Raw genomic sequence first — 26,316 nt, forward strand, 5'->3', positions numbered from 1 at the left:
GTGTCTGTTATAATTTGAGAAATTTTTTGATATCGCCTTTAGCGCACAAATGCCCCTCCTCCATTCGAAGGGCTGCAACCATTGCAATGACGTCGTCTGGCGGCACCGGTGGCGAAGAGAAGGCGAAAGAGCGATAAATGCTGGGCCTTCTTGCTCATGTGTTGGAAGATGACGAAAAAGGCTGGTCGCACCGAATGCGGACCAGCCTTCGTTGTTGGAGTGACGAGATTACTCTTCGTCGTAGTCGCTTGCGGCGGCATTCACCGAGTCTTCAGCAAGTTCCGTGAGGCTCGCGTCAGCGGCTTTCTCCTGAGCGAGAATGTCATCGATGTGCTGCTTGGCCTCATCCATGCCAAGCGCGTCTGCGAAAGCGCGCATCGAACCATAGCGGGTAATCTCGTAGTGCTCGATCGCCTGACAGCTGAAGATGATTGCTGCGTCTGCGGCAACACTCGAGCCAAAATCCTCCAAGAGGCTTTCACTCTCTTCCAGAATTCCGTCGATCGCGTCGCACTTTTCAGCCTTAGCGCGCTTGCCCAGGAGCTCAAAAATTGCCTCAAGCTTCTCAATCTGCCCGGCAGTTTCTTCGCGATGAGACGTCAGTGCTTGCACCAGCTCAGGGTGATCCGCTGCCTTGATCATCTTTGGCAAAGACTTGTAGATCTTTTTCTCAGCGTAATAAATGTCGCCGAGCGCGTGCTCGAAAAGGTCAGAAAGACTTTTGTCGTCCTTCGCGGAGACTCTCGTCGCTTTCTTGGCGGCAGACTTGCTTGCCACAGCCTGTGCACGCTTCTTGCGCGCGTCGGAGCTCGCAGCCGCACTTTTGGTCCCAGAGGCGCGCGCGGTCTTTTTCGCGGCGGTTCTCGAAGACTTATCTTCCTTGCTGGATTTTTCGGCTGTCGCCATCTCGTTCTCTCCCTTTAGAGCCTTATAATAGGCGTGGGAGAACGAAAGCGATTGGGCGATGTTCCAGAGAACGACGAAGTTAATTTCTCACCATACGAAATCAATTTAGGGAGAATTTCACTGGCCGACAAACATGCGGCTCAACGCGTGTCGTGAGACCTCGCTAGGAGCTCAAAGTCTTTTTGTGGATCTGTCGAAATGAAGTCGGAGATAGATGGGGTGGGCAGATCATACCATCTGCCCACCCTGCGAAATCAGGCAAGAAACTCGATCAGGTCTTGGTTCAAGCGGTCAGGTACTGTCGCAAACAGGCCGTGGGGTTCTCCGTCATACTCGATGAGTTTTGCTCCGGCGATACCATTCGCAGCGGCCCGACCCGTTGGATCGATAGGAACTGTCTTGTCACCCGTACCGTGGATCACGAGCGTGGGGATTGTAAATGCTGCAAAATCGGGACGGAAGTCGGTCTTGGCAAAGGCGTCAACGCAATCGATTGTGGCCTTCGGGCTCGCCATCACTCCGAGAACGAAAGACCAGTCCAGGACTCCCTGGCTGACCGGGCTGGTCACCAGGCCGACACCATAAAAGGTCTTGGCAAAGCTTTGCAGGAAGTCGAACCTGTCCTTGCGAATGTCTTTTTTCATGCCTTCAAACACGCTGGCATCGACACCGTCAGGGTTGCTCTCGTCCTTTAGAAGATAGCCGGCAACGGACGCAACGAGGACGGCTTTCGACACTTTCGACGCGCCATGGCGAGAGAGATAACGGGCTATTTCGCCGCCACCCATGGAAAAGCCTACAAGGCTGACGTTTTGGAGTTCAAGGCCATCGATGACGGCGGCAAGGTCGTCGGCGAAGGTGTCGTATGTGTAGCCGCTCGCGGGATGTCCCGACTGGCCAAAACCACGACGATCATAGGTGATGACACGAAAGCCCGATTCCAAAAGGGCAACGGTCTGATACTCGAACATATCGCCAGTTAGCGGCCAACCGTGAATGAGGATTACCGGGCGACCTTGGCCCATATCCTTGACGTGCAGTTTAGTCCCATCTTTTGCTTCGATGAATGCCATTTGGTAACTCCCTTAATGGTGCACCGGTAAAAGTCTGGCATGCAAATAGGGTTCCCTCGCTGCACCAAGTGAACACCATATAAGGGAGGTTTAGGAATGATCCCCGCGGTTACGTTTGCAGCCGCTCTGATCTGAAAGGCGAAGACGACGGCTCTCAAGCGTTTCTATCAGCCCCCCTGCTGAAACTTAATTTCAGCGAAAGGGACTGATGAAAACAAAGCGCGGACATGGCCTCTTGCGATTTCGCCCGTCACGCTTTGGCGGTCACGGCGCTGGGTCGTGCGCCGTCCGTCACCTTGCGATAGACGAGAAGTGTCGCCACCAGACCGCAGCCGCCTGCAAAGGCAAGCCAATAACCCGGTGCTGCCTTATCGCCAGTCTCCTCAATGAGGTAGGTGGCGATGGCTGGCGTAAAGCCCCCGAAGATCGCGGTTGCCAGCGAATAGGCCAGCGAGAAGCCCGCTGTCCGCACGATCGGCGGCACGATCTCCGTTAGCGCAACCACCATGGCGCCGTTGTAGCTGGCATAAAGGAAGCTGAGCCAGAGTTCGGCGATCAGCATGCGTTCGAAGCTCGGTGCGGCAACGAGCCAGGCGATCACCGGATAAGCTGTCACCAGTGCGAGCGCCGAAAAAACCACGAGGACAGGCTTTCGACCGATCCGATCAGAAACGGAGCCCATGACCGGCAGCCAGAAAAAATTCGACAGGGCTACGCAGAACGTTACGAGAAGACTGTCGGTCTCCGAGAGCTTCAGGACGGTCTTACCGAAAGTCGGCGTGTAAACGGTGATGGCATAGAAGGACACCGTCGTCATAACGACCATCAGCATACCGAGCAGGACAATCCCCCAGTTGGCCGCCAGCGTTTGGTAGACCTGCGTCATTGTGGGGCGATGTTGACGGGCCGCAAACTCCTGTGTCTCTTCAAGCGATCGCCGAACATAGAACAGGAACGGAACGATGCCGCAGCCAATGAAGAAGGGTATCCGCCAACCCCATTCCGACATTGTGCTCTGCGGCATCAGAGAATTCAACGCGTAGCCCAGCAGGGCCGCGACCATGATGGCAACCTGCTGACTGCCCGACTGCCAGGATACGTAGAAGCCTTTTTTGCCGGGCGTTGCCATCTCCGAAAGATAGACTGAGACTCCACCGAGTTCCACGCCCGCCGAGAAGCCCTGCAGCAGGCGGCCTATGAGAACGAGAAGCGGTGCGAAGAGACCTATGGTCTGGACACCGGGCACGAAGGCGATGAGCACGGTGCCGAGCGCCATGATGCACAGCGTGACGATAAGGCCCTGGCGGCGGCCGATCTTGTCGATATAGGCGCCGAGAAAGATCGCACCGAGCGGTCGCATCAGGAAACCTGCACCGAAGGTCATGAAGGTCAGCATCAGTGATGCAACTTCATTGTTCGACGGGAAAAAGGTCTTGGCAATATTGCTGGCATAGATGCCGACGAGGAAAAAGTCGAACATCTCGAGGAAATTGCCGCTTGTTACGCGCAATACGGTGCCGACGCGGGATGAGCGTGTAGTTGCTGTCATATTTTTCTCCCTTTGCATGAGACTCATCCCGTCTGGGGTCCTCCGGTCTTCATGCGAACGGCTGTGCGTCAGTCGTAATAGTCCACGTCGCTTGGCGACGGCGGGGCTACGACCTAGAGCTTGACCATACTGATGTCTAACCGCTTACATCGGAATTCCTGTCACCATCCTGTCACGGCGCCCGGGCGGCAAGAAATTGTCTTGTCCCGCACCCGTCCTCCATGCTTGATCTAGGCCGAAGCAGATTATGACCAGGGAGGAAGGCATGCGGGTCCTCATTGTGGAGGATGACCCGTCATTGGCGCGCGGGATCGTTTCGGCGCTCGTGGCCGCCGGCTACGCGGTCGATCGCGTCAGCAATGGCCGAGACGGGCTCGCTGCGGCCCTTGAGGAAGACTATGCGCTCGTCGTACTTGACCTCGGTTTGCCGGAAATGGACGGGCTCACGGTGCTGAAGGCACTGCGGCAAGCTGGTTCGTCAACGCCCGTGATGATCCTGACGGCGCGCGACGCTATCCCCGACCGGGTCGCCGGGCTTGATGTTGGAGCAGACGACTATCTCACCAAACCTTTCGCGCTCGAGGAATTTGAGGCACGTGTTCGCTCGCTCGTCCGACGCGGCCAAAATCAGCCGAGCCCGATCCTGAGTTGCGGAGCGCTTTCTATCGATCGCAATTCCAACACGGTAACGCTGGCGGGACGCACGCTCTTCCTGCGTCCACGAGAATATTCGGTCCTCGTCCTTCTTCTCAGCCGCGCTGGGCAGGTGGTGCAGAAGGAGCGCCTCGCCTCGGCGATTTCGAACTTCGACGATGCACTCACGCCTAACGCTGTGGAGCTGCATCTCGGCCGCCTGCGCAAGAAGCTTGAGCCACACGGCCCCAACATCCGTACAATCCGCGGGGTCGGCTATATTCTTGAGGTTGAGTGAATGAATGCGAGCGCGACGCCGTCCATTCGTCGGCGCCTTCTGCAAAACATGGTGCTGCCGGTTGCGGTGCTGGCGATCGTCTTTGGCATCGGTGGCGCCTTTTTGATCCACAGCGTTGTCAGCCTGACGCAGGATCGGCTGCTCGATGCAGCACTCGTCTCCATCATCGACCGCGCGACCGCGCAGGGTCCGGCGCATCTCGACAACACGCTGGTACAGGGCGCTATTGAGATCTTGCGCGACGATGCGAATGATACATTTGCCTATTGTATTTCAGATGGCGGCGGCTTTCAGCGCGGCGATCGGGATCTTTGCGCACTGGACACGGGAACCGCACCACTCGACCGAATTGTGCATGTGCCGGCCGATCTGGATAACAACCAAGTGCGCGTTGCGATAACGCGCCGCATCATTGAGGGCTTTGGGCAACCCCTTACCTTCAGAATGGCAGAGACCCTCAACAGCCGGCTCAACATGGAAGCACGGATGCTGGTGGTCCTCGTCCTTTTCGAGGCCGTCCTCCTCAGTGCTGCTGCCATTCTCTCTTACATGGCCATTCTGCGCGGGCTTCTACCGCTCACCGAGATCAGTCAGGAGCTTTTGGGGCGGGCTTCCCCCGGCGCTGTCCCCTTTGCCCGCATCGATACCGCGCGGGTGCCGGAAGAGGCTGTGGATCTCGTTTCAGCGATCAATACATTGATGGAGCGCCTGGATGAAACGATTGCCGGCGTGCGCGATTTTACTGCCGATGCCTCCCATCAGTTGCGCTCGCCACTAGGGGGCATCAAGCTGCATCTGGAACTTCTGCAACGGCAGGCCGCGGGCCAGGGCAATCTTCTCGCAACACTGAGCGAAGCGCAGAACGGCGTCACCCGCCTGCAACGCATGCTTCAGCAATTGATCGTGCTAGCGCGCGTCGATTCCAAGAACGACACGGTCGATCTCGATCAGCGCGTCGACCTCAGCCGACTTGCGGCCGACGTCCTGGCAGAGCAAGCGCCTGAAGCTCTCAACCGCAATATTGATATCGTGCTTGAGGCGCCCGACGATCCCGTCAACGTCACGGGAAATCCACTTCTTATCAAGGAAATCATCGCCAACCTTGTCGATAATGCGATTGCCCATAGCGCAGACGGCGATTGCGTCACTGTGCGCGCAATAGCGGAGGCGGCGACGGGAACAATCGCAGTTGAGGATGAAGGACCGGGTATTCCCGAGGAAGAGCGTAGTCGTGTCTTCCAACGCTTCTACCAGATTGCCCGTGGCAACGCGAAGCCGGGTTCAGGTCTCGGTCTTGCAATCGCGCGTCGTATCGCCGACCTCCACGGCGGCTTGATCACTCTCAGCGACACCGCTTCAGGCCGCGGCTTGAGCGCCCGGCTCAGCCTGCGGCTCTCTCAAACGAAGTCGCCGGACTGACCACGAGAGCCTATAGTGGCAAGGGATAGCGCATCGGCCATCTCGCCGAATCTAGAATGCCACCTCTGAGTATCCGGGATGACATAACCTGCGTTCTGTCACCCAAGATATGTTGATCGTTCTCCTCATAATTTGTTGACGGGCCGGATTTTTGTGTCCAGAAGTGACGTCTTATCCAGTTCTTAGCATTTGGCGACAGGCTGAAAGGCGTGTGCGGTGACATATCTTCACGCAATGCAAACCGAAATCCAAGGCATTCATGCCATTTCACCTCCAAGGTGGCGGTCGCTGGATGGCATCGTCGGTGTGCACTGGGAGGCTGAAGGTCACGCGGGCGCAAGTGGATATTACCTTTCGCCAGACCCCCGCATCATGCTGTTCTTCAAGGAAGTCAGCAGCCATATCCGCGTTTCCGATCAATCGTCTCGCTTCGATCGTTTCGAACGGGGATTGGCGTCCGCGGTTTATGTACCTGCCGGCGTGCCGTTATGGACGAAGTTTACGCGGCGTCATCGTTTTTCGCACCTTGATTTGCACCTGCACCAGGATCGCCTGATGCGTTACATCGCTCCAATCGTCGGGTCTTCTGCTGCTCGTGCCGTCTCAAAAAGACCGGTTGAGCTCAAAGAGGCCGGACCTTTGATCAGTCTCGGCAATCTGGTTGTCGATGAACTGGACGAGAGCGCCAGACACCCGGCATTTGCAGAAAATTTGATCGGCAGCATCGTAACAGGCCTCCTTGATCTACATGCGGCTGACGAGGAAAAGACTGCTGCAAGCGGCCGCCTGACCCAAGCTCAACTGAACCGGCTTTCAACCTACTTTGCGAATTGCGGTGGTCGACGTCTAACCGTGCGAGAAATGGCGGATGTCGTCGGCCTGTCCGAGAGTTGGTTCGCCACCGTCTTCAAGCAAACCACTGAGATGACTCCGCTGCAATGGCAGTTGTCACGGCGTATCGATCTTGCCAGACGCATGCTGAGCGACACCAGCGTCAGCATCGCCGATATCAGCGCGCAGCTTGGCTTCTCAGATCAGGCGCATCTGACCAAGGTCTTTCGCAGCCTCACTGGCGAAACACCGGCCGCGTGGCGACGTAAACACCCTTCAGAGTGAGAAAGTCCCGGTGGCTTTCACCGGGACTATGACTGCCTACCAGGTCTGACGGAGCGTCGCGTAGATGGTGCGTCCGGGATTATAGTAGAGTGCACCGCCGTCGTTGTTCGCAATGTGCTTCTCATCGAAGACGTTGTTAACGTTCAGCTGGAAGCTGGTGTTTTCCCGAATATTGTAAGAGAACGAAGCGTCGAAGACCACCGCTCCCTTCGATTTGCGCGTGTTGGCGTTGTCGAAGTAGTAGGAGCCGGTGAAACGCGCTCCAGCTCCAAAGGTCATGTCACCGCGCTCGCCGCTTCCTTCCAAGGTGTAGGTGCTCCAAAGAGATGCCATATGCTCCGGCACCTGGGCAAACCTCTTGCCGTTATAGGTTGCGCCAGTGTCCACAATCTTCGAGTCGATGTACGAGTAGGCACCGATCAAGTTGACGTTGGACGTGAGCTCGAGTTTTCCTTCGAGATCGAAGCCCCGGTGGCGGACCTCTTTCACCGTGTTCGGCAGGTAAACGGGAGCCTCGTAGGTGGTGATGTTTTCCAGCGTCAGATCATAAATGGAAGCCGTAATGAGGGCCGGCATTGAATCCGGCCGATATTTGATCCCAGCCTCATATTGCTTGCCGTAGGTCGGTTCTTTTCCAGAAGTTGGCGGGGCCACTGATTCTGCGTAGCTGACATAGGCAGCGAGTTCGTCCGTCAACTTGTAGCTCAGGCCGAGGCGCTTGCTGAGTTCGCTGTAGGCGCCACTCGCGGTTGTGCCGTTGTTGAGGTTCTTATCCTCGAGATCCAGCCAGTCATTGCGTAGCCCGAGGCTTGCGGTAAGGCGGTCGTTGAAAACCAGGTCCTGCTGCAGGTAGATCCCGCCATTGACCTGATCCTTTTTCGAGCTGCTGAACGGCGCGAGCGGACCGGGCCCGCCTGCAAAAACGGGATTTGCAAAATCAATCTGTGGTGCAGCAGTATAATAGTTGGCGCCTCGAGAATTGAAGTTGCTGTAACCGGCCCCGACCAAGGTGCGGCTTTCAACCTGCTCAAACTCGGTTTCGTAAAGGAGATGGGCATCTGTAATGAAATGCTCAGCCGAACCGTCGCTGCCGAAGTAGTCGCGCTTGACCATGGTATCTGCGGAATCGCCTGCACCCGAGGTGTCATAGATGTAGGTGTAGCCAAAGCCGTTTCTCGACTTGCTGTAGCGCGTGTTGGAGCCGAACGACAGACCATTGCCGAAATCGTGCTCCAACATGACGGAGTAGGTGTTCCGGTTCGTCGTGTCGTAGTTGTAGGACGGCTCGCCGAAGAAGCGGTCGCGGTTGAAGTCTGTGGAGAGTGGGTGACCGCCGCTGCTTGGCGTGCCATCACGGTCCAGATGGTCGAACACGAAGGTCAGTGAGGTCGCATCGGTCGGCCGCCATGTCAGGCCACCTTGAACGAAGTTCTCATCATTATTCGAAAAGTCGAACTCGCCATCCGAACGCTCGAATTTTCCCGTCAGGCGATAGGAAAGCGTATCGTCTTCGGTCAGGTTGTCACCAAAATCGAAGCCCGCCTCCTTGTGTGCGTAAGAGCCCGTGGTGCCGTATATTTCGCCGAAGCGCTCGCTGCGCGGCTTCTTCGTCACATAGTTGATTGCACCACCCGGATCCGAAACGCCAAAGCCCGTGGAGTTGGCACCCTTCAGCACTTCCACACGCTCAAAGCCATAAGGTTCTTCCTTCACGCCGGTCCAGGTGCGACCTACCATCAGGCCATCGCGATAGGTGAAGGGCGTAAAGCCGCGAATCTTGACGTAGTCGTAGCGCTCGTCCGAGCCATAGTAGTCGGTTGTTACGCCAGCGGTATATTGCACCACCTGTTCGATGCTATCGGCCTTGCGCTGTTCGATTTCCTTGGAGGTCACTACCGAGACCGTCGCAGGCGTGGTGAAGATTTCGCCCGGCATCTTGCCGACGGCACTTGATCGTTCCGCGACAATTGACTTGGAGTCATTGTCCGACTGGCCACTTCCCTGGATGGTAATTGTCTCCAGCACTGTCGCATCGCCGTTCGTCTCCTGCGCCAATGCGAATGCCGGCAGCAATGCGATGACTGCCGTGCAGCCAAGAAGGGTTGCGGTGCGATATCGCAGGAGGGCTTGTGTCTTGCTGTGGGAGGAAATGGCGCTGATCATGCTTTCATCCAGTCATTGGCGTTCCGATACTCCGCCAATGACCTGGTCATCGTCTGGAGCCGACCGACATCGCGCCACCCGCACATGGGATGCGAAGGAAGGCTGGCGCCGGTCAAACGCCCTTTAACTGGATAAATTAAATCCAGTATTGTATATATCTCTCTTTTGTAAAATCCCCCGGAAAATCAAGCCTGGTGACGCAACTGGAGGCCCAAATTGCTTGACCTTCCGACTTTAAGCTGAGACTGACGGTCAACTTAATGAGAAAGGAACAGGACCATGCGGATCAAACTTCATCAACTCGCGCCGCTTGCAGCCCTGCTCCTCAGCATGAGCGCACTACAGACCGCGGCAGATGAGGCGGCTCGCTTTCCGCTCGACATCAAACATGCGCTTGGCACGACGACGATCGCGAAAAAACCAATCCGCATCGCAACGGTTGCCTGGGCCAATCACGAAGTTCCGCTTGCGCTGGGGATTGTCCCCGTCGGCATGGCGGCGGCCAATTTCGGTGACGATGACGGTGACGGTCTGCTGCCATGGGTCTCGGAGCGCCTTAAAGAGCTTAATGGCAATCCGCCGCGCTTGTTCGATGAAGGTGACGGCATCGATTTCGAGGCGGTGGCCGAAACGCAACCAGATGTCATTCTCGCCGCCTATTCCGGCCTGAACAGAAACGACTACGCGACACTGAGCCAGATCGCGCCGGTGGTTGCCTATCCCCAGGCGCCGTGGTCTACCGATTGGCGCGAGACCATCCGTTTCGATAGCGCCGGCCTGGGGATGGCCACAGAAGGCGAGACACTTATCTCGGACATCGAGATGAAGATCGCAGCAGAGGTTGCAAAATATCCGGAGTTGAAGGGCAAGTCTGCGATGTTCGTGACACATCTCGACGCTACCGATCTCAGCATTGTCAACTTCTACACATCACAGGATACACGGGTTCGCTTCTTCAAGGATCTGGGTCTCTCCATGCCCAAAAGCGTGGCTCAGGCATCGTCCAATGGCAGCTTTGCTGGCTCAATCAGTGCAGAGCAGATCGACATGTTTGACGACGTCGATATCGTCGTCACCTACGGCAATCAACAACTTGTCGAGGCAATGAAGGCCAATCCCCTTCTCGCCCGCATGCCGGCTGTCAAACACGATGCCATCGTGACTTTGGGTCGCGATCCGGTCGGCACGGCAGCCAACCCAACGCCTCTTTCCATCACCTGGGTCCTGCCTGCCTATGTGGCCAAGCTGGCGGAAGCGGCGAGAAAAACGGAATGAATGCCCGCCGTATGCTGCATTTGATTCAGCAGCCGACGCTTACTCTACCAAGGCACACCAACCTCGTATGTCTCGTCGCGGTTCTCGTGGTCGCGACCATTGTGGCCATCCTTTCTCTTATGGTAGGGACGCGTGATGTAGCGCCGTTCGAGGTGTTGGCTGCGATTGCGGGGGACACGTCCACTCTGGATCGGGCAGCCGTGGCGACGCGAATACCGCGAACGGTGCTGGCGCTGATTGCGGGTGCCTCACTCGGATTGGCCGGAGCCGTGATGCAGGGCATCACCCGCAACCCCTTGGCCGATCCCGGTATTCTGGGAATCAACACGGGCGCTTCTCTTGCTGTTGTCGTCGGGGTGGCCTGGTTTGGAATAAGCTCCGCTCACAGTTTCATATGGCTGGCAATTTTCGGGGCGGCAGCAACCTCCGTCTTCGTCTATACGATCGGCTCAATGGGGCGCGGAGGCGCCACGCCTTTGAAACTGGCTTTGGCGGGCACGGCAACAGCCATCGCCTTTTCTTCGCTCGTCATCGCCATCGTTCTGCCGCGGGCAGATATCGCAGGTGGAATCCGTTCCTGGCAAATCGGCGGCGTTGGCGGGGCGACTTTTGAGCGCATGGAACCGGTTTATGGCTTTCTGATCATTGGCTTCATGCTTTGCCTGCTCTCCGCCAGAAAGCTGAACGTGCTAGCCCTCGGGGAGGAACTTGCTGCCGGGCTCGGAGAAAACGTTGCCGTCGCGCGGATTATCGCGACAGTCGGCGCAGTGATACTATGCGGCGCAGCAACCGCCGTGTGCGGGCCCATAGGTTTTGTCGGTCTGGTGGTTCCACATGTCTGCCGGCTTCTGGTCGGTGTGGATTACCGCTGGCTCCTTCCATTCTCCGCACTAGGCGGCGCGATCCTTCTGACAGTGAGCGATATTGTCGGTCGCCTGGCCGCGCGCCCGTCTGAACTGGAAGTGGGCGTTGTGACCGCTTTGGTGGGTGCGCCGTTCTTTATCTTCATCGTCCGTCGACAGAAGGTGAAGCAACTATGATTTATGCGTCCACCCACCCGACTGCTGGTGGATCGATCAGAGAGAGCCGGAACCGCCACCTTCGACGTCGCCACGTGCTGCTTGCCATTATGGCGCTGGCCATCCTTGCCGGATTTTGCTGCTCCCTCACCTTCGGCCAAACATATGTCCCTTTTTCGGATGTCATCCGCATCCTTGCGGGCGAAGCCGTGCCGGGCGCAGGCTTCACTGTCGGCCAGCTGCGGCTGCCGCGCGCAGTGCTTGGTCTGGTCGCAGGTATGAGTTTCGGGTTGGGCGGAGCGGCATTTCAAACCCTCTTGCGTAATCCGCTCGCAAGCCCCGACATCATCGGCATCACGTCTGGCGCCAGTGCAGCGGCTGTCTTCTCCATCGTTATTCTCGGCATAGGCGGTCCTGCCGCCTCCGTCTTTGCTGTGGTGGCAGGCCTCGCAGTGGCACTGCTTGTCCATGGCCTTTCCTATCGCAACGGCGTCTCGGGGGCTCGGCTCATTCTTGTCGGCATCGGTGTTTCTGCCATGCTTGAGAGCATGATCGTCTATATCCTCTCACGCGCGCCTGCCTTCAGTCTTCAGGAGGCCATGCGATGGCTTACCGGAAGCCTGAATGGCGCAAAGCTCGAAATGGCAGGTCCCCTGCTTCTCGCCCTTCTCATTTTTGGCAGCGTTCTTCTGGTTAAGGCACGTGATCTTGAGGTGATGCGAACCGGTGAAGACACAGCCACCGCACTTGGCGTCAACGTCCCATCAACCCGCCTTCTGGTGATCGTTTCCGCCGTGGGACTGATTGCAACAGCCACTGCCATAACCGGACCGATCGCCTTTGTTGCCTTTCTGGCAGGTCCGATTGCCGCTGGCCTATTTGGACGCCGCCATTCGATCCTCCTTCCCGCCGGACTGATTGGCGCAGCGCTGGTTCTGGCAGGTGACTTTGTCGGGCAATTTCTTTTGCTCAGCCGATATCCTGTTGGTGTCGTGACTGGCGCACTCGGGGCGCCCTACCTCATCATCCTGATCATTCGAAGCAACCGCCAAGGAGCTGCCTCATGACTGATCCCCGCCTCGAGGCCGCAAACTTGTCCGCCGGCTATGGTGAGAAGCAGATATTGAAGGGTCTGGACCTGGCTATTCCTTCCCGCCAGATAACTGCCGTTGTTGGGGCAAACGCCTGCGGGAAGTCCACGCTGCTCAAGGCCCTTTCGCGCCTCATCGCGCCGCAACAGGGCGAGGTACTTCTCGACGGGCGTGCCATCCACCGGCTGCCAACGAAAGAGCTTGCACAGCGGCTAGGGCTTTTGCCGCAATCACCCATTACACCCGAAGGCATTACGGTCATGGATCTGGTCAGCCGGGGACGGCATCCCCATCATGGTCTTTTCGCGTCCTGGACCAAAGATGACGACCGCGCCGTCGCCGATGCGCTGGTGGCAACGCAAACCCTGGAACTGGCAGACCGACCCGTCGATGAATTGTCTGGCGGCCAAAGGCAGCGAGTCTGGATTGCGATGGCACTCGCGCAGCAGACCGAAGTGCTGCTGCTGGATGAGCCGACCACATTTCTGGATGTGAGCCATCAGATCGATGTCCTCGACCTCTTGACCGACCTGAACCGGACGCGCGGCACGACCATCGTGATGGTCCTTCACGATCTCAACCTCGCTGCGCGTTACGCGGACCACCTTGTCGCCATGCTGGAAGGGCGGCCTTTCGTGGCAGGCCCGCCCCAAACTGTGCTGACGCAGGATCTGGTTCGAAACGTCTTCGGACTGGAGAGCCAGATCCTTCTCGATCCGACATCAGGCCGGCCGATGATGCTCCCGATCGGTCGCCATCATATGCAAGCCCGTCACGTTCCATTTATGCAGGCAAGATCATGAACACACTACACCCCTCAACCCTTTCCGGTGTCGCCTACCCCGCTGACGTCAATGCAATGCTTGCTGAGATCTGCGAGCACTTCGTTGAGCACTCTGACGTTGTTGTATCGGAGCAAGGTGCATCGCTCAGATCTGAGGATTGGGCGATCGATGTAACCACCGCCGATGAGCGGTTGATGATCGAAATTCGAACAGAGAACGACCAAATGCTCGCGGCAACACGCACGATGTTTGCCGAGCACCTGTTCTATTTCGCCGGCGATGAACCGTTCACTCTTGAATGGTCAATACCAGCGCCAAAGGTTCGCCCACCCGGCTTTCACGAGGCAACGGTTGTCGGTTCCCAGATTGTTACGCCGCGCATGCGGAGGGTCATTCTGGCGGTAGACGATGTAACCCCGTTTGTCGGTGGCGACATGCATGTGCGTGTGCTCGTTCCGCCCGTCGGCCGGGTACCGGTTTGGCCAAAGCTGCAGGAAAACGGCCGCATTGGCTGGCCAGAAGGCGAAGACGAACTTCTTGTGCGCGTCTATACGATACGTTCGGTGGATCAAGAGGCCAACCACGTCAGCATCGACTTTCTCCAGCATCCGAAGCCTGGCGTTGCTACCCCCGGCGCCGACTTTGCGCGAGACGTAGAAGCTGGGCAACGGGTGGCGCTGATGGGTCCGGGAGGTGGCAGTTTGCCGGCAGCGAAGTCTATCCTCTTTTCTGGCGATGAAACCGCCTTGCCAGCAATCGCAAGGATGGTGGAGGAAGCACCGGTTGGTACCACGATAAAGGCGATCATCGAAGTCGAGGATGCCGGGGAAGAGCAAGCGATCAGCCACGGTGAACCAGTTTCAGTCGAATGGCTGCATCGGTCTACCTATCCGCAAGAAGGCAGCGGAAGCCTTGTCGAGCGATTGAAAGCGGAAATAGATCAAACCTCGCGGGAGACATTCGTTTGGTTTGCCGGCGAGAAATCGGATGTTCGAACTATCAAGCGCTATCTTGCTGAGAAGGACCGTGACCGGAAGCAGCAATACGTTGCGTGGTACTGGCGCAACGAGGATTGACGGCGATATCGAACGAAAAGATGCTGCGCCCGTCACGCTCACGCGTAAAGCCCGTTTGGGGCAACGCCACGGGCCTAACATCCAGGTCTGCTAAAACGTAAGAAATCCGCCGTGATATGATAGCCGTAATCCAGTGGCGATGTTACAAATGCCCGGAAAAGCATCGGAAATTGGACGCGTTATGCCCTGGCTTCTTCCTGACATTGGTATCGACCCTTACCGGACGAGAGTGATTGTTTTTGGAGTGGCCCGACGCTCGGAAACCTATCGCTCCGGCACCCATGGCAAAACGCAATTGCTCGTCAGCAACAATGCGGGGTGTTCAAACCGAGAGTCCGGGCGATGAAGATCTTGGTTGCAGAAGACGATGAGACGATGGCGGGCTATATCCGCAAAGGTCTCATCGAACAGGGGTTCTCGGTCGATTGGGTGAGCGACGGTCGCGAAGCGCTGACCTATTGCCTTTACAACAGCTGCGATCTTGCAATCGTCGACAGGATGATGCCTGGCCTCGACGGGCTTTCTGTGGTCAAGGCGCTCAGAGCGTCAAAAAGTTCGCTGCCGGTCATTTTTTTGACCGCGGTCTCCGACCTCGAAGACAAGGTAGAGGGGCTGATGGCAGGCGGTGACGACTATATCGTCAAACCGTTTCACTTTTCTGAGCTTCTCGCGCGCATTCATGCCCTGTCCCGGCGTCCGAAAGAGAACAGCCAGAAGACGGAGCTCATTTGCCACGATCTCAAGCTTGACCTTCTCAAACGCGTTGCGGTTCGCCAGGGGCAAGTCATCGATCTGCAGAACAAGGAATTCGCACTGCTCGAACTCCTGATGGAAGCGGAGGGCCGGGTCGTGAGCAAGACGATGATCCTGGAAAAAATCTGGGATTTTTCCTTCGATCCGGGAACGACGGTCGTGGAGACCCATATCAGTAAGCTGCGCCAGAAGATCGACAAGCCCTTCGATACAGCGTTGATCCAAACCGTCCGCAACATGGGATACCGGATACGTGCGCCTCACTGATCTTATGTCCGGTAGTTCCTTTCGGACCTCAGCCAAGGTCGCGATAGGCGTTCTTGTTCTCATGAGCCTTGGCGGGACGCTCTTCATCGGGTCGGTGACCAAGACCCTGCGCGATGCCACCGAGCAGCAGACCCTGGAGGAGACTGTCCTTCTGAGCGACGTCTACTCCGCGGAGGGACGCGACGGCTTGGTGAAGGCAATCGGTACGCTGAGCAACCTTGTCAGCAGCCAGGACCGCATCTCCGCAGTCTATGATAAAAACGGGGTCAACCTGGCAGGTGCCGATCTCACCATGCCGGACTTCATCGGTGTCCGCGACACCACGCTGCAATCCCTCTCGGCCAGGGGGAGCGAAGGCCATTTTGTGGTATCGGTCCAGAAGTTTAACGATGCAACGCTTGTGGTCGGCCGAAATCTCAAGGCCGTGGACGAGATGCGCGTTTACATGATTGCCGGCCTCGTGGTCATGACCTTGCTGTTGACCTTCGGAACATTGGTTCTGGGTCTGTTGGCAAGCAGTAAGAGTTTTTCGAAACTAAGGTTGATCGAAGGCGTTCTGGGGCGTGTTGCAAGCGGCGAATCGGATGCGCGCGTACCGATCGTAGAGAGAAAGGATCAGATCGACCGCATCTCCATTCAGATCAACGCCAACCTTGATGTGCTCTCCCGACTGATGGCGAGCATGCGCGCGACAACGACTGCGATCGCCCACGATCTGAAAACCCCGCTCGCCCGCGTCGGGCTTTTGCTGAACGATGCGCTCGACGCAATCGAGGCCGGCCGCGATCCGCACCCGCAAGTCGAGCGGGCACTCAACGAGACCGGGTCGCTTAACGAGATCATCGACACAATTCTCCGCATCACCCGCATCCGCGCCGGTTCGCCGCGCAAGGACATGCAGTTGAACGACCTTCGCGGTCTGGTCGAAAATACGCTCGAATTCTTCGCACCGCTCTCACAGGAGAACGGGCAAACGCTCGAATTTCAGGTCGGGGAAACCGAAGAATACCTGCTTTTGTGCGACAAGAGCATGGTGCAGCAGATGCTCGCCAACATTGTTGGAAATGCCATCGTGCATGGAGGCTCCGGCATTTCGATCCGGGTTCGCCTTCAGGACAGGCCTGAGACGATCGACCTCATCGTTGAGGACACCGGCGGCGGCATCCCCGCCGGTCAACGCAACGAGGTCTTCGACCTGTTCAAACGGCTCGACAGCGCCCGCAGCAAGCCGGGCAGCGGTCTCGGCCTTGCGCTCGTCAAGGCGGTCGCCGATCACCATCAAGCCGTCATCACGCTTTCCGCGACCGATCCCGCCTGCGCTGATAAACCGGGCTTGCGCGTCACCGTCTCGTTCCCCAAGCGCCAACTTCAACAATAATTATAGAACGCGGCAAGCTGCCTCAAACTGCGTCGCCTAGTGTCTTAGCTGTTCATCGACTTCGGGAAATGAACCGTGAAAGCAAGAGCCGACTCGGGCCGTCCATGCTGGAAGAACTGCTCCCTCTTCAGCATATCCCGCGGAGATTGCACTGCAAGTCTACGTCGCCAAAGTGGCGAACGGACACCTTGTAGCTGCCCCTCGCCGGTTTCTTGCTTCCATCGACGTCTTGACCCTGAAACCGCGGCGCCTCGGCAAAAAGCCAGGCCCGATTGCGAGGCACTCTGATGACCATGAATACACTTCGAACCGCAGCCCGCTCTAACAACGCCCTTGTCGATGCGCTCCGCGACCAAATGAACAAACGTATTGTCGGCCAGGAGACGTTTATCGACAGTTTGCTTCTCGGCCTGTTCGGTGATGGACATATTCTGCTGGAAGGCGCACCGGGCCTTGCAAAGACAAAGGCCGTCAACACCTTGGCGGAGCTTATCGAAGGCGAGCCGTGCCGTGTCCAGTTTACCCCGGACCTGCTTCCCAGCGACCTGACGGGAACCGAGATATATCGCCCGGAAAAGGGAACCTTCGAATTCCATCCCGGTCCTCTGTTTCACAACCTGATCCTTGCCGACGAGATCAACCGCGCACCCGCCAAGGTGCAGTCGGCGCTCCTGGAAGCCATGGCCGAACGCCAGGTCACCGTTGCCGGTAAGACCTACCGTCTACCGCAACTCTTTATGGTGATGGCAACCCAGAACCCGATTGAACAGGAAGGCACTTATCCGCTACCGGAAGCTCAGCTCGACCGTTTCATGCTGCATGTCAAGATCGACTTTCCCTCTCCGGAAGCCGAGCGAGAGGTCCTGCGGATCGTACGCGGCGAGGCCATGGCCGAAACTGTGAAGTCTACCTTCCGGGTGTCTCAACGGGAAATCTTCGAGGCCCGGCAGGCGGCTCTGAAAACCCATGTCTCGGATGCGCTGACCGACTACATCATTCAGCTGATCCAGGCGACCCGTCGTCCCCAGATGTACGGCGCCCACCTTGCGCATCAGATTTCCTATGGCGCTTCGCCCCGCTCGACCATCGCTCTCGACCGTTGCGCGCGCGTGCACGCCTGGATGAACGGTCAGGATTTCGCCACTCCGTCCGACGTGCAGGCGGTCCTGCATGACGTACTGCGTCACCGCATCATCTTGAGCTTTGAGGCCGAAGCGGAAGGCAAAACCGCCGACGCCTTCATCGATGCCCTGATCGACAGGGTTCCTGTTGCTTGAACAGTCGGGAGACCGTCATGACAGACCAAGACCTCAAAGGCATTGTCGCGACCCTGCCCGAACTTGTTCGGGTGCGGCCACAGCGCGGCTTAACCGGCTTTGCACCATCCGGTCGCGTCGCGACCCATCAATGGGGTGCCAACCGCTCCGTCTATCGCGGCCGCGGTATGGAATTTGCCGAAAGCCGTCTTTACCAGCCGGGCGACGACGTAAAGTCCATCGACTGGCGGGTCACTGCTCGCACGGGCCAAACCCACACAAAGCTCTTCCAGGAGGAGCGGGAAAGGCCAATCGTCATTCTGACCGACATGCGCGCGATGATGCAGTTCGGCACCAGAAACCGATTCAAATCCAATCTGGCAGCCGAAGTGGCTGCCATGATGGCCTGGACCGGACATGACGGCGGCGATCGTGTCGGCGGACTTGTGATGACGCGCGACGGTCTGCGGGACTTTCCCGCGGCCAGAACGCGGCGCTCGGTGCTTGGACTTCTGGAAGCGCTGTCGGAAGAAACCCGACTCGAGCGGCCTTTGGGCACGGAGGCGACGCTGGCGAACGCCCTGCGCCGTCTGCGTCACCGCAATCGGCCAGGAACTCTGGCTTTCGTTATCAGTGACTTCTCCGATTTTGGTGACGAAGCGGAGACCGAGCTCCGGCATCTGGCGGTGAATGCTCATGTGACCAACATCCACGTCAGCGATCCCTTCGATGCCGCTCTACCACCGCGCGGCGGACGCCTGACCGATGGCGAACATGCCTTGGCCGTCTCGGCGCTTGGCGGACGTAAACTCGAACGCTACGCGCATGAATTCGAGGCGCGCAAAGAGCGGCTGGAGACCGTCAGCCGGCACCACGGCATGGTGTGCCATTTCCTGCAGACACCGGATGATCCCTCCTGGATCCTCCATCCGCATCTCAACCGGAGTATGGCAGCATGAGCACGCAACTCACTCCACAAATGCAGGCTGAGCTTGCTCAGCTTCGCGACATTCATCTGCCTCAGCCAATCGGCTGGTGGCCGCTTGCGCCGGGTTGGTGGGCCCTCATCGCCCTTGTCTGCATCCTTAGCGTGGTCGCCCTCGTCTGGAGCCTGATGCGCCGCAAGAGCGCTCGTTTTCTGGCACTTCGCGAGCTTGAGGCGATCAAGCCTGACAGGCCGGACGAATTTCTTACGCAGATCTCCTCCCTACTGCGACGGGTTGCCCGCCGCCGCTCGGCCGGGGCCGATGTTTTGACCGGCGAGGCGTGGAGCGCGTTTTTGACGGAAGGCAAATACGGAATGAGCAGCAACAGTGCGACGCTTCTGGCCACCGGTCCCTACGGTCCGCCGGCCAATGAGAATTTCGAACCGGAGGCGCTGCGCGCCGAGACCGCCACCTGGATCAGGAGGAACGGATGATTACCTTTCTCTGGGCATTTGCCTTTCTACTGCTGCCGCTGCCCTTCGTGCTGCGCTATTTCCTCAAACCCGCTGACAAGGGATTGGGCGGTGCATTGAAAGTGCCGTTCTTTGCCAGCCTGTCGCGGGACCTGGGAGGTCGGGCAGACCGCACCTCGACATCGTGGTGGAAGCTCGCTGCTGCTTCGCTTGTCTGGTTGCTGATGGTGACGGCGCTCGCCCGTCCGGCCTATGTCGGACCGGAAGTGCCGCTACCTGCCGAAGGACGCGACATCATGATGGCTATCGACCTTTCCGGTTCCATGGCCGAGCAGGATTTCGCCGTGGGCGGCAGGCCCACCACCCGCCTCAACGTGGTCAAGGATGCGGCTGATGCTTTCATTAAAAGCCGCAAGGGTGACCGCGTTGGCCTGGTTCTCTTTTCGGATCGCGCCTATCTGCAAGCGCCTCTGACATTTGATCGGGAGGCCGTCCACAAGCTTCTCGATGAGGCCCAGGTCGGGCTGACCGGTCAGCAGACGGCAATTGGTGACGCCATCGCGGTGTCCTTGAACCGTCTGAAGGACAGACCTGCCGAAGGACGTGTTCTCGTTCTCCTGACGGACGGCGCGAACAACAGAGGCGAAATGGACCCAATCCGGGCAGCCGAGCTCGCCAAGAAACTGGGAATCCGTATCTACACGATCGGCGTTGGCGGAGCTCCGATGGCCGTCGACACCGCGATGGGTCGCCAGATGGTCACATCTTCTGACCTTGACGAAGGCGCCCTGCGCAAGATCGCGGACCTGACCGGCGGCCAATATTTCCGGGCGACAGACGTCAACGGCCTGGCTCAGGTCTACCGGTCCATCGACAAGCTTGAGCCGATCGGCGCCGACCCGGTGCATGTGCGCCCCGAAATCGCCCTCTATTTCTGGCCGGCCGGTCTCGCTCTCCTCATCGCCGCCCTTTCCGTGCTGATCGCTACGGTTCCGGCCTTCATCACAAACCGCCCTTTGTACAAGGGTCCCGTAGACAAGGAAGCCTGACATGGAAACCAATCTGTTCCACTTCATGCGCCCGGAATGGTTCTGGGCATTGATCCCGGCGGGCCTTCTTCTGTGGCTCGTCATGCGGTCCCGCAAGAGCGCCACCGGCGGCAACTGGGGCAAATATGTCGATGCGCACCTGCTCCGTTACTTGGCCATGAGCGGCGCAACAGCCCGCGCATCGCGCTTCCTGCCATCGGTGGCAGCGGCCATGCTGGTTGTCCTGGTCACGGCGCTCGCAGGGCCGACCTGGCAGAAGGCTGAGGTTCCCTCCTTTACCGGTGGAGAGCCCGTGGTTGCGGTTCTCAGCCTGGCGCAATCAATGAATTCAGACGATTTGTCGCCGAGTCGTTTGCGCAGTGCGGTCCACAAGTTGCGCGACGTCCTCGCCCGTACAGAAGGCGATGAGCACGCACTGGTCATCTATTCGGACATCCCCTTCGTCGCCGCACCTCTGACAAGCGACAACAAAGTGATTTCTCAGATGATCCCCGACCTTTCCACCAAACTGATGCCCGTACTGGGCGACAGGCCGGATCTTGCTGTCTCGGAGGCGGTCTCCGTCTTGAAGGGAGCGAATGCAACGCGGGGTAAAATCGTGCTGCTCGCCGATAATGCCGGTGATGCGGCAGCAACTGAAAAGGCAGCAGCCGATGCACGCAAAGCCGGTTATACCGTCTCGGTTCTCGGCGTCGGCACAGAAAAGGGAGCCACGTTACAGACGGCAGGCGGTCAGGCCATTACCGATCGCTCCGGCGAAAAAGTAACGACGTCGCTTGATGCGGAAGCTCTTGGCACAGTCGCCAAGGCAGGTGGTGGTGTCTACTCTAGCGTGTCCGCAAACAGCACCGATTTGGACCGCATCCTGCCGAAGACCGAAAAGGCTGAAGCCGCGGGCAAAGCTCAGGACTTTAAAGCCGACAGCTGGGTCGACATGGGCTACTGGCTCCTGATCCTGCCGGTCCTGCTTCTGCCCTTTGCCTTCCGGCGCGGCCTGGTCTTCGCCATCGGACTGATCGTATGCCTGAATTTCGTGCCCGGCCTTTCGACACGGCAGGCCCATGCAGGGACTTGGCAGGACCTATGGTCGACCTCCGACCAGCAAGGCAAGAAGGCTTTCGCATCAGGAGATTTCAACACGGCATCTGGCAAGTTCGAGACACCCTCCTGGCGTGGCACTGCAGCCTACCGCGCGGGTGACTACGCGGCAGCGGCTCAGGACTTTTCCGAGAGTGCTTACAATCGCGGCAATGCGCTTGCGAAATCCGGCCAGCTGAAGGAGGCGCTTGGCGCATATGACCAGGCGCTGGCTGCCAACCCTCATGATGCGGACACGAAGCACAATCGTGATCTCGTCCAGAAGCTGATCGACGATCAGAAAAAGCAGGAACAGGAGAAAAACAAGCAGCAGCAGCAATCTGGCCAAGGCGACAAAAAGGACCAACAGCAACAGTCTGGTGGCAGTGGTCAAAAGCAGGATCAGCAGCAATCTCAGGGTCAGTCCGGCCAGCAGGATCAAAAAGATCAGCAGTCCGGTTCGCAAGGCCAGCAGCAGCAACAGAGCGCAGGTGGCCAACAGGACCAGAAGCAGGCTTCGGAGAATTCCCAGCAACAAAACGGCGGACAATCCGGCCAGAACAATAAAAAGGACCAACAGCAGCAGGCCGGTGGTTCCGGCAATAAGGACCAGCAACAGCAATCCGCTAGCAACGGTCAAAAGCAGGATCAGCAGCAATCTCAGGGTCAGTCCGGAAAGCAGGACCAGCAGCAGGCCTCTGAAAAGTCGCAGAAACAGAAAGGCGGACAATCCGGCCAATCGGGCGATCAACAGCAGTCTGCCGCTCAGCCGGGTCAGGAAAACAGCTCGCAGGAAGGCTCCAACCAGCAAAGCGCGTCAAAAGGTGAACAACCCAAAGACCAGGCATCGGCCGATGCATCAAAACCCTCCGATCAGGCAAAAACAGGCCAGTCTCCAAAGGCTGAAGCAGAAAAGGCCAAGGATCAAAACGCCGGTGCTGGCCAGCAACAAATGCAGGATGCCGCTGCGACCGAGCCGAAGGGTAAGGACAGCGGGAGCGAGCAGGCAGGCCAGCAGCAAGACAAGACCGGTCCTGAGGGGCTCGCCCAGGCGGACCAGGCCGCACAAGAGGCTGCCAAGGCCCGTCAGCAGGCAAGCACTTCCGGCAACCAAAGCGGAGAAGCCGGCAAGGAGAGTGAAAACGCTCTTTCGAGAATGCTGTCCAGTGTCCTGGAAGGCAATGGCACCGACAAGGGCGGCGAGCGGGTGAAGGCCTCCGTACCCGGGGCTCCGGTCGTCGATCAGGCAGTCGAGCAACAGTTGCGCGAAGTTCCTGACGATCCGTCCGGCCTGCTGCGTGCCCGTATTCGTCAACACTACGCCCAGCTTCGGTCAGGCTCCAACTAAGAGGAAGCAGAACTATGAATTTCAATAGCCTCAAGACCACAGTCAGCGCTGCTGCTCTTTCGATTGCGTTTGCCGTTCCTGCCCTCGCCGCAGGGCTATCCGCCCGCGTGGACAGCGGTACGGTGGCGCAAGGCGACACGTTTCAGCTGACGCTGACGACCAACGGCCAGGCGGATGCAAGCCCGGACCTTTCGCCGCTGCAGAAGGATTTTGACGTCCTGGGCACATCGCAGTCCTCGTCGACGCAAATCATCAACGGAAAGCGGTCCCAAAGCGAAAGCTGGATCGTGTCCCTGTCACCGAAGTCGATGGGCACACTGGAAATTCCCGCAATCACCGCGGGAAGACTGAGCAGCTCACCGGTCGCTATCAAGGTGGTGGATGCGGGCTCCATGCCCAAAGCCACCGGCACCTCGGCAATCGACCTTTCCGCAAGCCTCAAGGACGGCAGCCCCTTCCTGTTTCAGGAAACACCGCTGACCGTGCGGATCGAGACCAGCGCGCCGATAAAGAGCGCCGAACTCGTTGCACCGCAATCAAGCGCATTCGAACTCGTTCAACGCGGAGAAGACAGGGTGAGCCAGGCCACCCGGAATGGGCAGACGGTGAACGTCATCGAGCGCACCTATATGCTCAAGCCCCAGGAAAAGGGTGCAATCGAAATTCCCCCCTTCGTCCTGCGCGGCTCGGTCGCGGACCCTTCAGCGCGGGGCCGCGATCCCTTCGCAGACTTCCAGGGCTTCCCGGGCTTCCCCTCGTCCATGTTCAACGACATGTTCGACAGCGGAAAACCGTTTGCCGTCCGCTCCGAACCGATCAAACTGACGGTACGCGCAGATCCCAACGCCGCCTCCGGGCAGCACCAGTGGTTCCTGCCCGCCAAGAACGTCAAGCTGACCGCCAAATGGTCTCCCGAACACCCGGTCTTCAGGGAAGGAGAAGCGGTAACCCGGCGCGTCAGCTTGCTGGCGCTTGGTGCGAGCACCGTTCAGCTTCCCGACCTGTCCTTCGAAAACACGGATGGCGCGCGCATTTATCTTGATGACACGCAGACGGGCGAGGATCAAACGGCTGACGGCACCGTGGCGAGAAAGGATTTTCTCGTATCCGTCGTGCCAACCCGTGGTGGTGAGATAACGCTACCGGAGATCAAGGTGAACTGGACCGACAGTGTCTCGGGAGAAGCAAGGACGGCCACTCTGCCAAGCGAGGTCATCAAGGCCGAGGGAACGATACCACCTGCCAACCAAACCGCGGCGGCGCAAAAAGCCGCACCTGCCTCTCCGGTCAAGCCGCAAGGACATCCGGAAAGCACCGAGGTCTTGCCCGCCTATATGATTGCAGGACTGGGGGCCGCCGCGATTCTGGCGGCACTCGGCGGCGTTGCCCTTTATTTCAGACGAAAGCAGCACGCCAATGAAAGTCTCCGACAGCCAGTCGCGGCCAATACGTCCAAGCAGGAAGAGCGTCCGGACACGTCTTCCGACCGTCGCAAGCAACTGGCTTTGGCGATCAGCAAAGGGAAATCCGGCGATCTGCGTGGATCCTACGGCTGTGTTCTCGCCTGGCGCCGGCTGGCCGGTGGTGACCCTGCCATGACGGATGCAGCCAGAGAGGCAATTGCCGCTTTGGAAAAAGCCGCCTTCGCGCTTGTGGCAGAAGCAGCAGAGGCAAAAACGCACGATTGGCTTAACGTCCTTGCAAGGGAAGACCGCAAGATCGGCAATACGCAGGGCAAGACCTCGTCGAAGCTACCGTCGCTCTATCCGGCCTGAGGCATGACGACCGGGGCCCGCCGGGAACGGCGAGCCCCAGATTGTATGCAATAGCGGAGCATTGCATCCTATAGCATCGGCGCGAAAACCGAACTCGATCTTCGGATTAGAACGATGCGTAGGTTGAAAGAGTTAGAGCGCCTTGCGTCCAAAAGGATGCACGGCGCTCCAAGAGTTTCGAGAACAAGAGGCTTCAACCGAAGCTAGCTTGCTGGAGGGAATTGTGATCAGCGTCACACACACGATTCCGTCCCCCGGTTTTAGCCAGGTACAGAGCCCGGTCGGCTTGACGACAAACTTCTGGCAGCCCCGTTCGTTGACGAGATGCCCTCGCGATCCCGACGCTGATGGTCACTTTGATATCCGAGGCAATCGCTGGAAAATGCAAGTCTGCAACCGTCTTTCGAATTCGCTCTGCGTGGAGTTTGGCGTCACCAACCTCTGCTGGAAGGAAAACAACAAACTCTTCGCCGCCTTGGCGTGCCAGCAAAGCTGAAGGCGGCGTGGTCGACTGAATCGCTTGGGCCATCATGACGAGAACCTGATCACCCGCGGCATGCCCAAAATGATCGTTCAATTGCTTAAAGTGATCTATGTCGAGAAAGAGGATGGCGTCCCCTTCCTGAAGGCTGCTCGGCACGATCTCGCCAAATGCACGACGGTTGTAGAGACCCGTCAGTGGATCGCGATTGGCCAACTGTCTGATCTCGGTCTGCTGACGCTCGCTAATAAAAATCACGATCGAAACTGCCAAGACGAATTTGGAAATGATCATCAGAGAAAATCCGTCGACAACTCCCAATATCGGGAATGTGTTGAAGCAGAACTCGATGGCCATCGTTAGCGAGAGAAGACTGGTAGCCGCAAGCGTCCCTGCAACCAACTTTCGGATAGGCAGCGGTTCACGACGAGCGTCGCGCATGACGACCATTGCCGTCGCAGCAAATGCCAGAAATCCCAGGGACGTAAAGGTTACGGCGCGGTAGGTATTATTCAGATGAAATTGCGTGACGAGACCTGCAAAAAGAATCCCAAGCATAGGCACGAAGACAAGCCAGGGATGGAATTTCCGTTTCGGCTTGCTGACGAGAACAAAGGCTGCACTCAGCAGGCAATACCCGAGAACGGCACAGGCTATATTTATGAGGCTGAGAACGCCATAGAGAGCCGGATGAAGCTCAGCATATCCCGCAAGCGTAGAGCCTGCTGCCAGAATTAAAAAGCTTACAGCGAGCAGTCCAACGCCTCGTTCCCCAGAGAAGCTTAGTCGCAAGTATCCTAGGGTCACGGCACCCGCGATATAAGACGTCTTCTGGAGGAAAAGAACAGTCGGAAGATCTAGTTCGGTAGCCATTCAACACCACAATTTTATCTTGCAGCACTCCTACTCAAGATTGCTTAATCTTTTGCGAAAGCCTTGGAGCGTGGGAATTCGACGCATTCAGCGAGGCAGTGAGGCTTGAAGCAGGTAGCGCAAAAGTGGTCACCGGCTTTGCGATAACGACATGCGAAAGAATAAGGCCTGAATCGAAAGGAGCTGATCTGAAAGATCGCGACGCGCTTTCGACGAACCGGGAACGCTGCCCCGAAGGTCACCAGCAACACCAAAAT

The 26,316-nt window shown here is 58.0% G+C and carries 21 protein-coding genes; 16 read left to right on the forward strand and 5 right to left on the reverse strand.

Annotation, left to right across the window (positions count from 1 at the left end; translation table 11 throughout):
• Positions 1 to 228: 228 nt before the first annotated feature.
• The 3 genes from ACTJKV_RS17970 to ACTJKV_RS17980 form a co-directional block, all read right to left on the reverse strand.
• Positions 229 to 906: a YciE/YciF ferroxidase family protein gene (locus ACTJKV_RS17970; RefSeq protein ID WP_440599184.1), complete on the reverse strand. Its 678-nt coding sequence runs from the start codon at positions 904 to 906 to the stop codon at positions 229 to 231.
• A gap of 254 nt (positions 907 to 1,160) precedes the next feature.
• Positions 1,161 to 1,979, reverse strand: a complete 819-nt coding sequence (locus tag ACTJKV_RS17975) for an alpha/beta fold hydrolase (protein ID WP_062426842.1) — start codon at positions 1,977 to 1,979, stop codon at positions 1,161 to 1,163.
• A 250-nt stretch (positions 1,980 to 2,229) separates the two neighbouring features.
• Positions 2,230 to 3,528 (reverse strand): MFS transporter, encoded by a 1,299-nt coding sequence (locus tag ACTJKV_RS17980; RefSeq protein WP_113273354.1) that lies wholly within the window; start codon positions 3,526 to 3,528, stop codon positions 2,230 to 2,232.
• Positions 3,529 to 3,793: 265 nt separating this feature from the next.
• Between ACTJKV_RS17980 and ACTJKV_RS17985 the strand changes: the two genes are divergently transcribed.
• The 3 genes from ACTJKV_RS17985 (at position 3,794) to ACTJKV_RS17995 (ending at position 6,994) form a co-directional block, all read left to right on the forward strand.
• Positions 3,794 to 4,459: a response regulator gene (locus ACTJKV_RS17985; RefSeq protein ID WP_112520310.1), complete on the forward strand. Its 666-nt coding sequence runs from the start codon at positions 3,794 to 3,796 to the stop codon at positions 4,457 to 4,459.
• Complete coding sequence (locus tag ACTJKV_RS17990) at positions 4,460 to 5,878, forward strand: ATP-binding protein (RefSeq protein WP_440599185.1); 1,419 nt, start codon at positions 4,460 to 4,462, stop codon at positions 5,876 to 5,878.
• A gap of 216 nt (positions 5,879 to 6,094) precedes the next feature.
• Complete coding sequence (locus ACTJKV_RS17995) at positions 6,095 to 6,994, forward strand: helix-turn-helix transcriptional regulator (RefSeq protein ID WP_440599186.1); 900 nt, start codon at positions 6,095 to 6,097, stop codon at positions 6,992 to 6,994.
• Positions 6,995 to 7,030: 36 nt separating this feature from the next.
• Here the strand turns inward: ACTJKV_RS17995 and ACTJKV_RS18000 are convergent, their stop codons facing one another.
• A complete protein-coding gene (locus ACTJKV_RS18000) occupies positions 7,031 to 9,157 on the reverse strand; it encodes a TonB-dependent siderophore receptor (RefSeq protein ID WP_440599187.1) in 2,127 nt (708 codons plus the stop codon).
• A 330-nt stretch (positions 9,158 to 9,487) separates the two neighbouring features.
• Between ACTJKV_RS18000 and ACTJKV_RS18005 the strand changes: the two genes are divergently transcribed.
• The 13 genes from ACTJKV_RS18005 (at position 9,488) to ACTJKV_RS18065 (ending at position 24,705) form a co-directional block, all read left to right on the forward strand.
• Entirely contained in the window at positions 9,488 to 10,432 is a 945-nt protein-coding gene (locus ACTJKV_RS18005; RefSeq protein WP_440599335.1) for an iron-siderophore ABC transporter substrate-binding protein, read from the forward strand.
• Positions 10,433 to 10,443: 11 nt separating this feature from the next.
• Positions 10,444 to 11,472 carry a FecCD family ABC transporter permease gene (locus ACTJKV_RS18010; protein WP_440599336.1) on the forward strand — a complete coding sequence of 343 codons (1,029 nt, stop codon included), beginning with the start codon at positions 10,444 to 10,446 and terminating at the stop codon, positions 11,470 to 11,472.
• Entirely contained in the window at positions 11,469 to 12,518 is a 1,050-nt protein-coding gene (locus tag ACTJKV_RS18015) for a FecCD family ABC transporter permease (protein ID WP_440599188.1), read from the forward strand. The genes ACTJKV_RS18010 and ACTJKV_RS18015 overlap by 4 nt, the downstream gene beginning before the upstream one ends.
• Positions 12,515 to 13,345, forward strand: a complete 831-nt coding sequence (locus tag ACTJKV_RS18020; protein ID WP_062426834.1) for an ABC transporter ATP-binding protein — start codon at positions 12,515 to 12,517, stop codon at positions 13,343 to 13,345. The genes ACTJKV_RS18015 and ACTJKV_RS18020 overlap by 4 nt, the downstream gene beginning before the upstream one ends.
• Complete coding sequence (locus ACTJKV_RS18025) at positions 13,342 to 14,403, forward strand: DUF2218 domain-containing protein (protein WP_062426833.1); 1,062 nt, start codon at positions 13,342 to 13,344, stop codon at positions 14,401 to 14,403. The genes ACTJKV_RS18020 and ACTJKV_RS18025 overlap by 4 nt, the downstream gene beginning before the upstream one ends.
• Before the next feature lie 342 nt (positions 14,404 to 14,745).
• On the forward strand, positions 14,746 to 15,423 hold the full coding sequence (locus ACTJKV_RS18030) for a response regulator transcription factor (protein WP_062597858.1): 678 nt from the start codon (positions 14,746 to 14,748) through the stop codon (positions 15,421 to 15,423).
• A 61-nt stretch (positions 15,424 to 15,484) separates the two neighbouring features.
• Positions 15,485 to 16,801, forward strand: a complete 1,317-nt coding sequence (locus tag ACTJKV_RS18035; RefSeq protein WP_440599189.1) for a sensor histidine kinase — start codon at positions 15,485 to 15,487, stop codon at positions 16,799 to 16,801.
• A 287-nt stretch (positions 16,802 to 17,088) separates the two neighbouring features.
• The gene (locus ACTJKV_RS18040) at positions 17,089 to 18,078 is read left to right on the forward strand and encodes an AAA family ATPase (protein WP_440599190.1); all 990 of its coding nucleotides are present in this window, start codon (positions 17,089 to 17,091) and stop codon (positions 18,076 to 18,078) included.
• 17 nt (positions 18,079 to 18,095) lie between these two features.
• Complete coding sequence (locus ACTJKV_RS18045; protein ID WP_062426830.1) at positions 18,096 to 19,016, forward strand: DUF58 domain-containing protein; 921 nt, start codon at positions 18,096 to 18,098, stop codon at positions 19,014 to 19,016.
• Positions 19,013 to 19,477 (forward strand): DUF4381 domain-containing protein, encoded by a 465-nt coding sequence (locus tag ACTJKV_RS18050; RefSeq protein ID WP_440599191.1) that lies wholly within the window; start codon positions 19,013 to 19,015, stop codon positions 19,475 to 19,477. Before ACTJKV_RS18045 ends, ACTJKV_RS18050 begins: the two co-directional genes overlap by 4 nt.
• Positions 19,474 to 20,505 (forward strand): vWA domain-containing protein, encoded by a 1,032-nt coding sequence (locus ACTJKV_RS18055; protein WP_440599192.1) that lies wholly within the window; start codon positions 19,474 to 19,476, stop codon positions 20,503 to 20,505. The genes ACTJKV_RS18050 and ACTJKV_RS18055 overlap by 4 nt, the downstream gene beginning before the upstream one ends.
• 1 nt (position 20,506) lies before the next feature.
• Positions 20,507 to 22,930: a VWA domain-containing protein gene (locus ACTJKV_RS18060; RefSeq protein WP_440599193.1), complete on the forward strand. Its 2,424-nt coding sequence runs from the start codon at positions 20,507 to 20,509 to the stop codon at positions 22,928 to 22,930.
• Between the two features lie 14 nt (positions 22,931 to 22,944).
• The gene (locus tag ACTJKV_RS18065; RefSeq protein ID WP_440599194.1) at positions 22,945 to 24,705 is read left to right on the forward strand and encodes a BatD family protein; all 1,761 of its coding nucleotides are present in this window, start codon (positions 22,945 to 22,947) and stop codon (positions 24,703 to 24,705) included.
• Positions 24,706 to 24,898: 193 nt separating this feature from the next.
• Here ACTJKV_RS18065 and ACTJKV_RS18070 read toward each other — a convergent pair whose 3' ends face one another.
• Positions 24,899 to 26,059, reverse strand: coding sequence for a GGDEF domain-containing protein (locus tag ACTJKV_RS18070; protein WP_440599195.1), 1,161 nt, complete (start codon positions 26,057 to 26,059; stop codon positions 24,899 to 24,901).
• Positions 26,060 to 26,316 lie beyond the last annotated feature (257 nt).

Source organism: Agrobacterium sp. 22117 (assembly GCF_052045735.1).
GTDB classification, from domain to species: domain Bacteria; phylum Pseudomonadota; class Alphaproteobacteria; order Rhizobiales; family Rhizobiaceae; genus Agrobacterium; species Agrobacterium cavarae.

Coding starts and splice junctions, on each gene's coding strand:
- ACTJKV_RS17980 (WP_113273354.1), bottom strand. CDS start 3,528: ATGACAGCAACTACACGCTCATCCCGCGTCGGCACCGTATTGCGCGTA.
- ACTJKV_RS18060 (WP_440599193.1), top strand. CDS start 20,507: ATGGAAACCAATCTGTTCCACTTCATGCGCCCGGAATGGTTCTGGGCA.
- ACTJKV_RS18070 (WP_440599195.1), bottom strand. CDS start 26,059: ATGGCTACCGAACTAGATCTTCCGACTGTTCTTTTCCTCCAGAAGACG.
- ACTJKV_RS17985 (WP_112520310.1), top strand. CDS start 3,794: ATGCGGGTCCTCATTGTGGAGGATGACCCGTCATTGGCGCGCGGGATC.
- ACTJKV_RS18020 (WP_062426834.1), top strand. CDS start 12,515: ATGACTGATCCCCGCCTCGAGGCCGCAAACTTGTCCGCCGGCTATGGT.
- ACTJKV_RS18035 (WP_440599189.1), top strand. CDS start 15,485: ATGAGCCTTGGCGGGACGCTCTTCATCGGGTCGGTGACCAAGACCCTG.
- ACTJKV_RS18065 (WP_440599194.1), top strand. CDS start 22,945: ATGAATTTCAATAGCCTCAAGACCACAGTCAGCGCTGCTGCTCTTTCG.
- ACTJKV_RS18025 (WP_062426833.1), top strand. CDS start 13,342: ATGAACACACTACACCCCTCAACCCTTTCCGGTGTCGCCTACCCCGCT.
- ACTJKV_RS17975 (WP_062426842.1), bottom strand. CDS start 1,979: ATGGCATTCATCGAAGCAAAAGATGGGACTAAACTGCACGTCAAGGAT.
- ACTJKV_RS17990 (WP_440599185.1), top strand. CDS start 4,460: ATGAATGCGAGCGCGACGCCGTCCATTCGTCGGCGCCTTCTGCAAAAC.
- ACTJKV_RS18015 (WP_440599188.1), top strand. CDS start 11,469: ATGATTTATGCGTCCACCCACCCGACTGCTGGTGGATCGATCAGAGAG.
- ACTJKV_RS18055 (WP_440599192.1), top strand. CDS start 19,474: ATGATTACCTTTCTCTGGGCATTTGCCTTTCTACTGCTGCCGCTGCCC.
- ACTJKV_RS18005 (WP_440599335.1), top strand. CDS start 9,488: ATGAGCGCACTACAGACCGCGGCAGATGAGGCGGCTCGCTTTCCGCTC.
- ACTJKV_RS18030 (WP_062597858.1), top strand. CDS start 14,746: ATGAAGATCTTGGTTGCAGAAGACGATGAGACGATGGCGGGCTATATC.
- ACTJKV_RS18000 (WP_440599187.1), bottom strand. CDS start 9,157: ATGATCAGCGCCATTTCCTCCCACAGCAAGACACAAGCCCTCCTGCGA.
- ACTJKV_RS18045 (WP_062426830.1), top strand. CDS start 18,096: ATGACAGACCAAGACCTCAAAGGCATTGTCGCGACCCTGCCCGAACTT.
- ACTJKV_RS17970 (WP_440599184.1), bottom strand. CDS start 906: ATGGCGACAGCCGAAAAATCCAGCAAGGAAGATAAGTCTTCGAGAACC.
- ACTJKV_RS18010 (WP_440599336.1), top strand. CDS start 10,444: ATGCTGCATTTGATTCAGCAGCCGACGCTTACTCTACCAAGGCACACC.
- ACTJKV_RS18050 (WP_440599191.1), top strand. CDS start 19,013: ATGAGCACGCAACTCACTCCACAAATGCAGGCTGAGCTTGCTCAGCTT.
- ACTJKV_RS18040 (WP_440599190.1), top strand. CDS start 17,089: ATGACCATGAATACACTTCGAACCGCAGCCCGCTCTAACAACGCCCTT.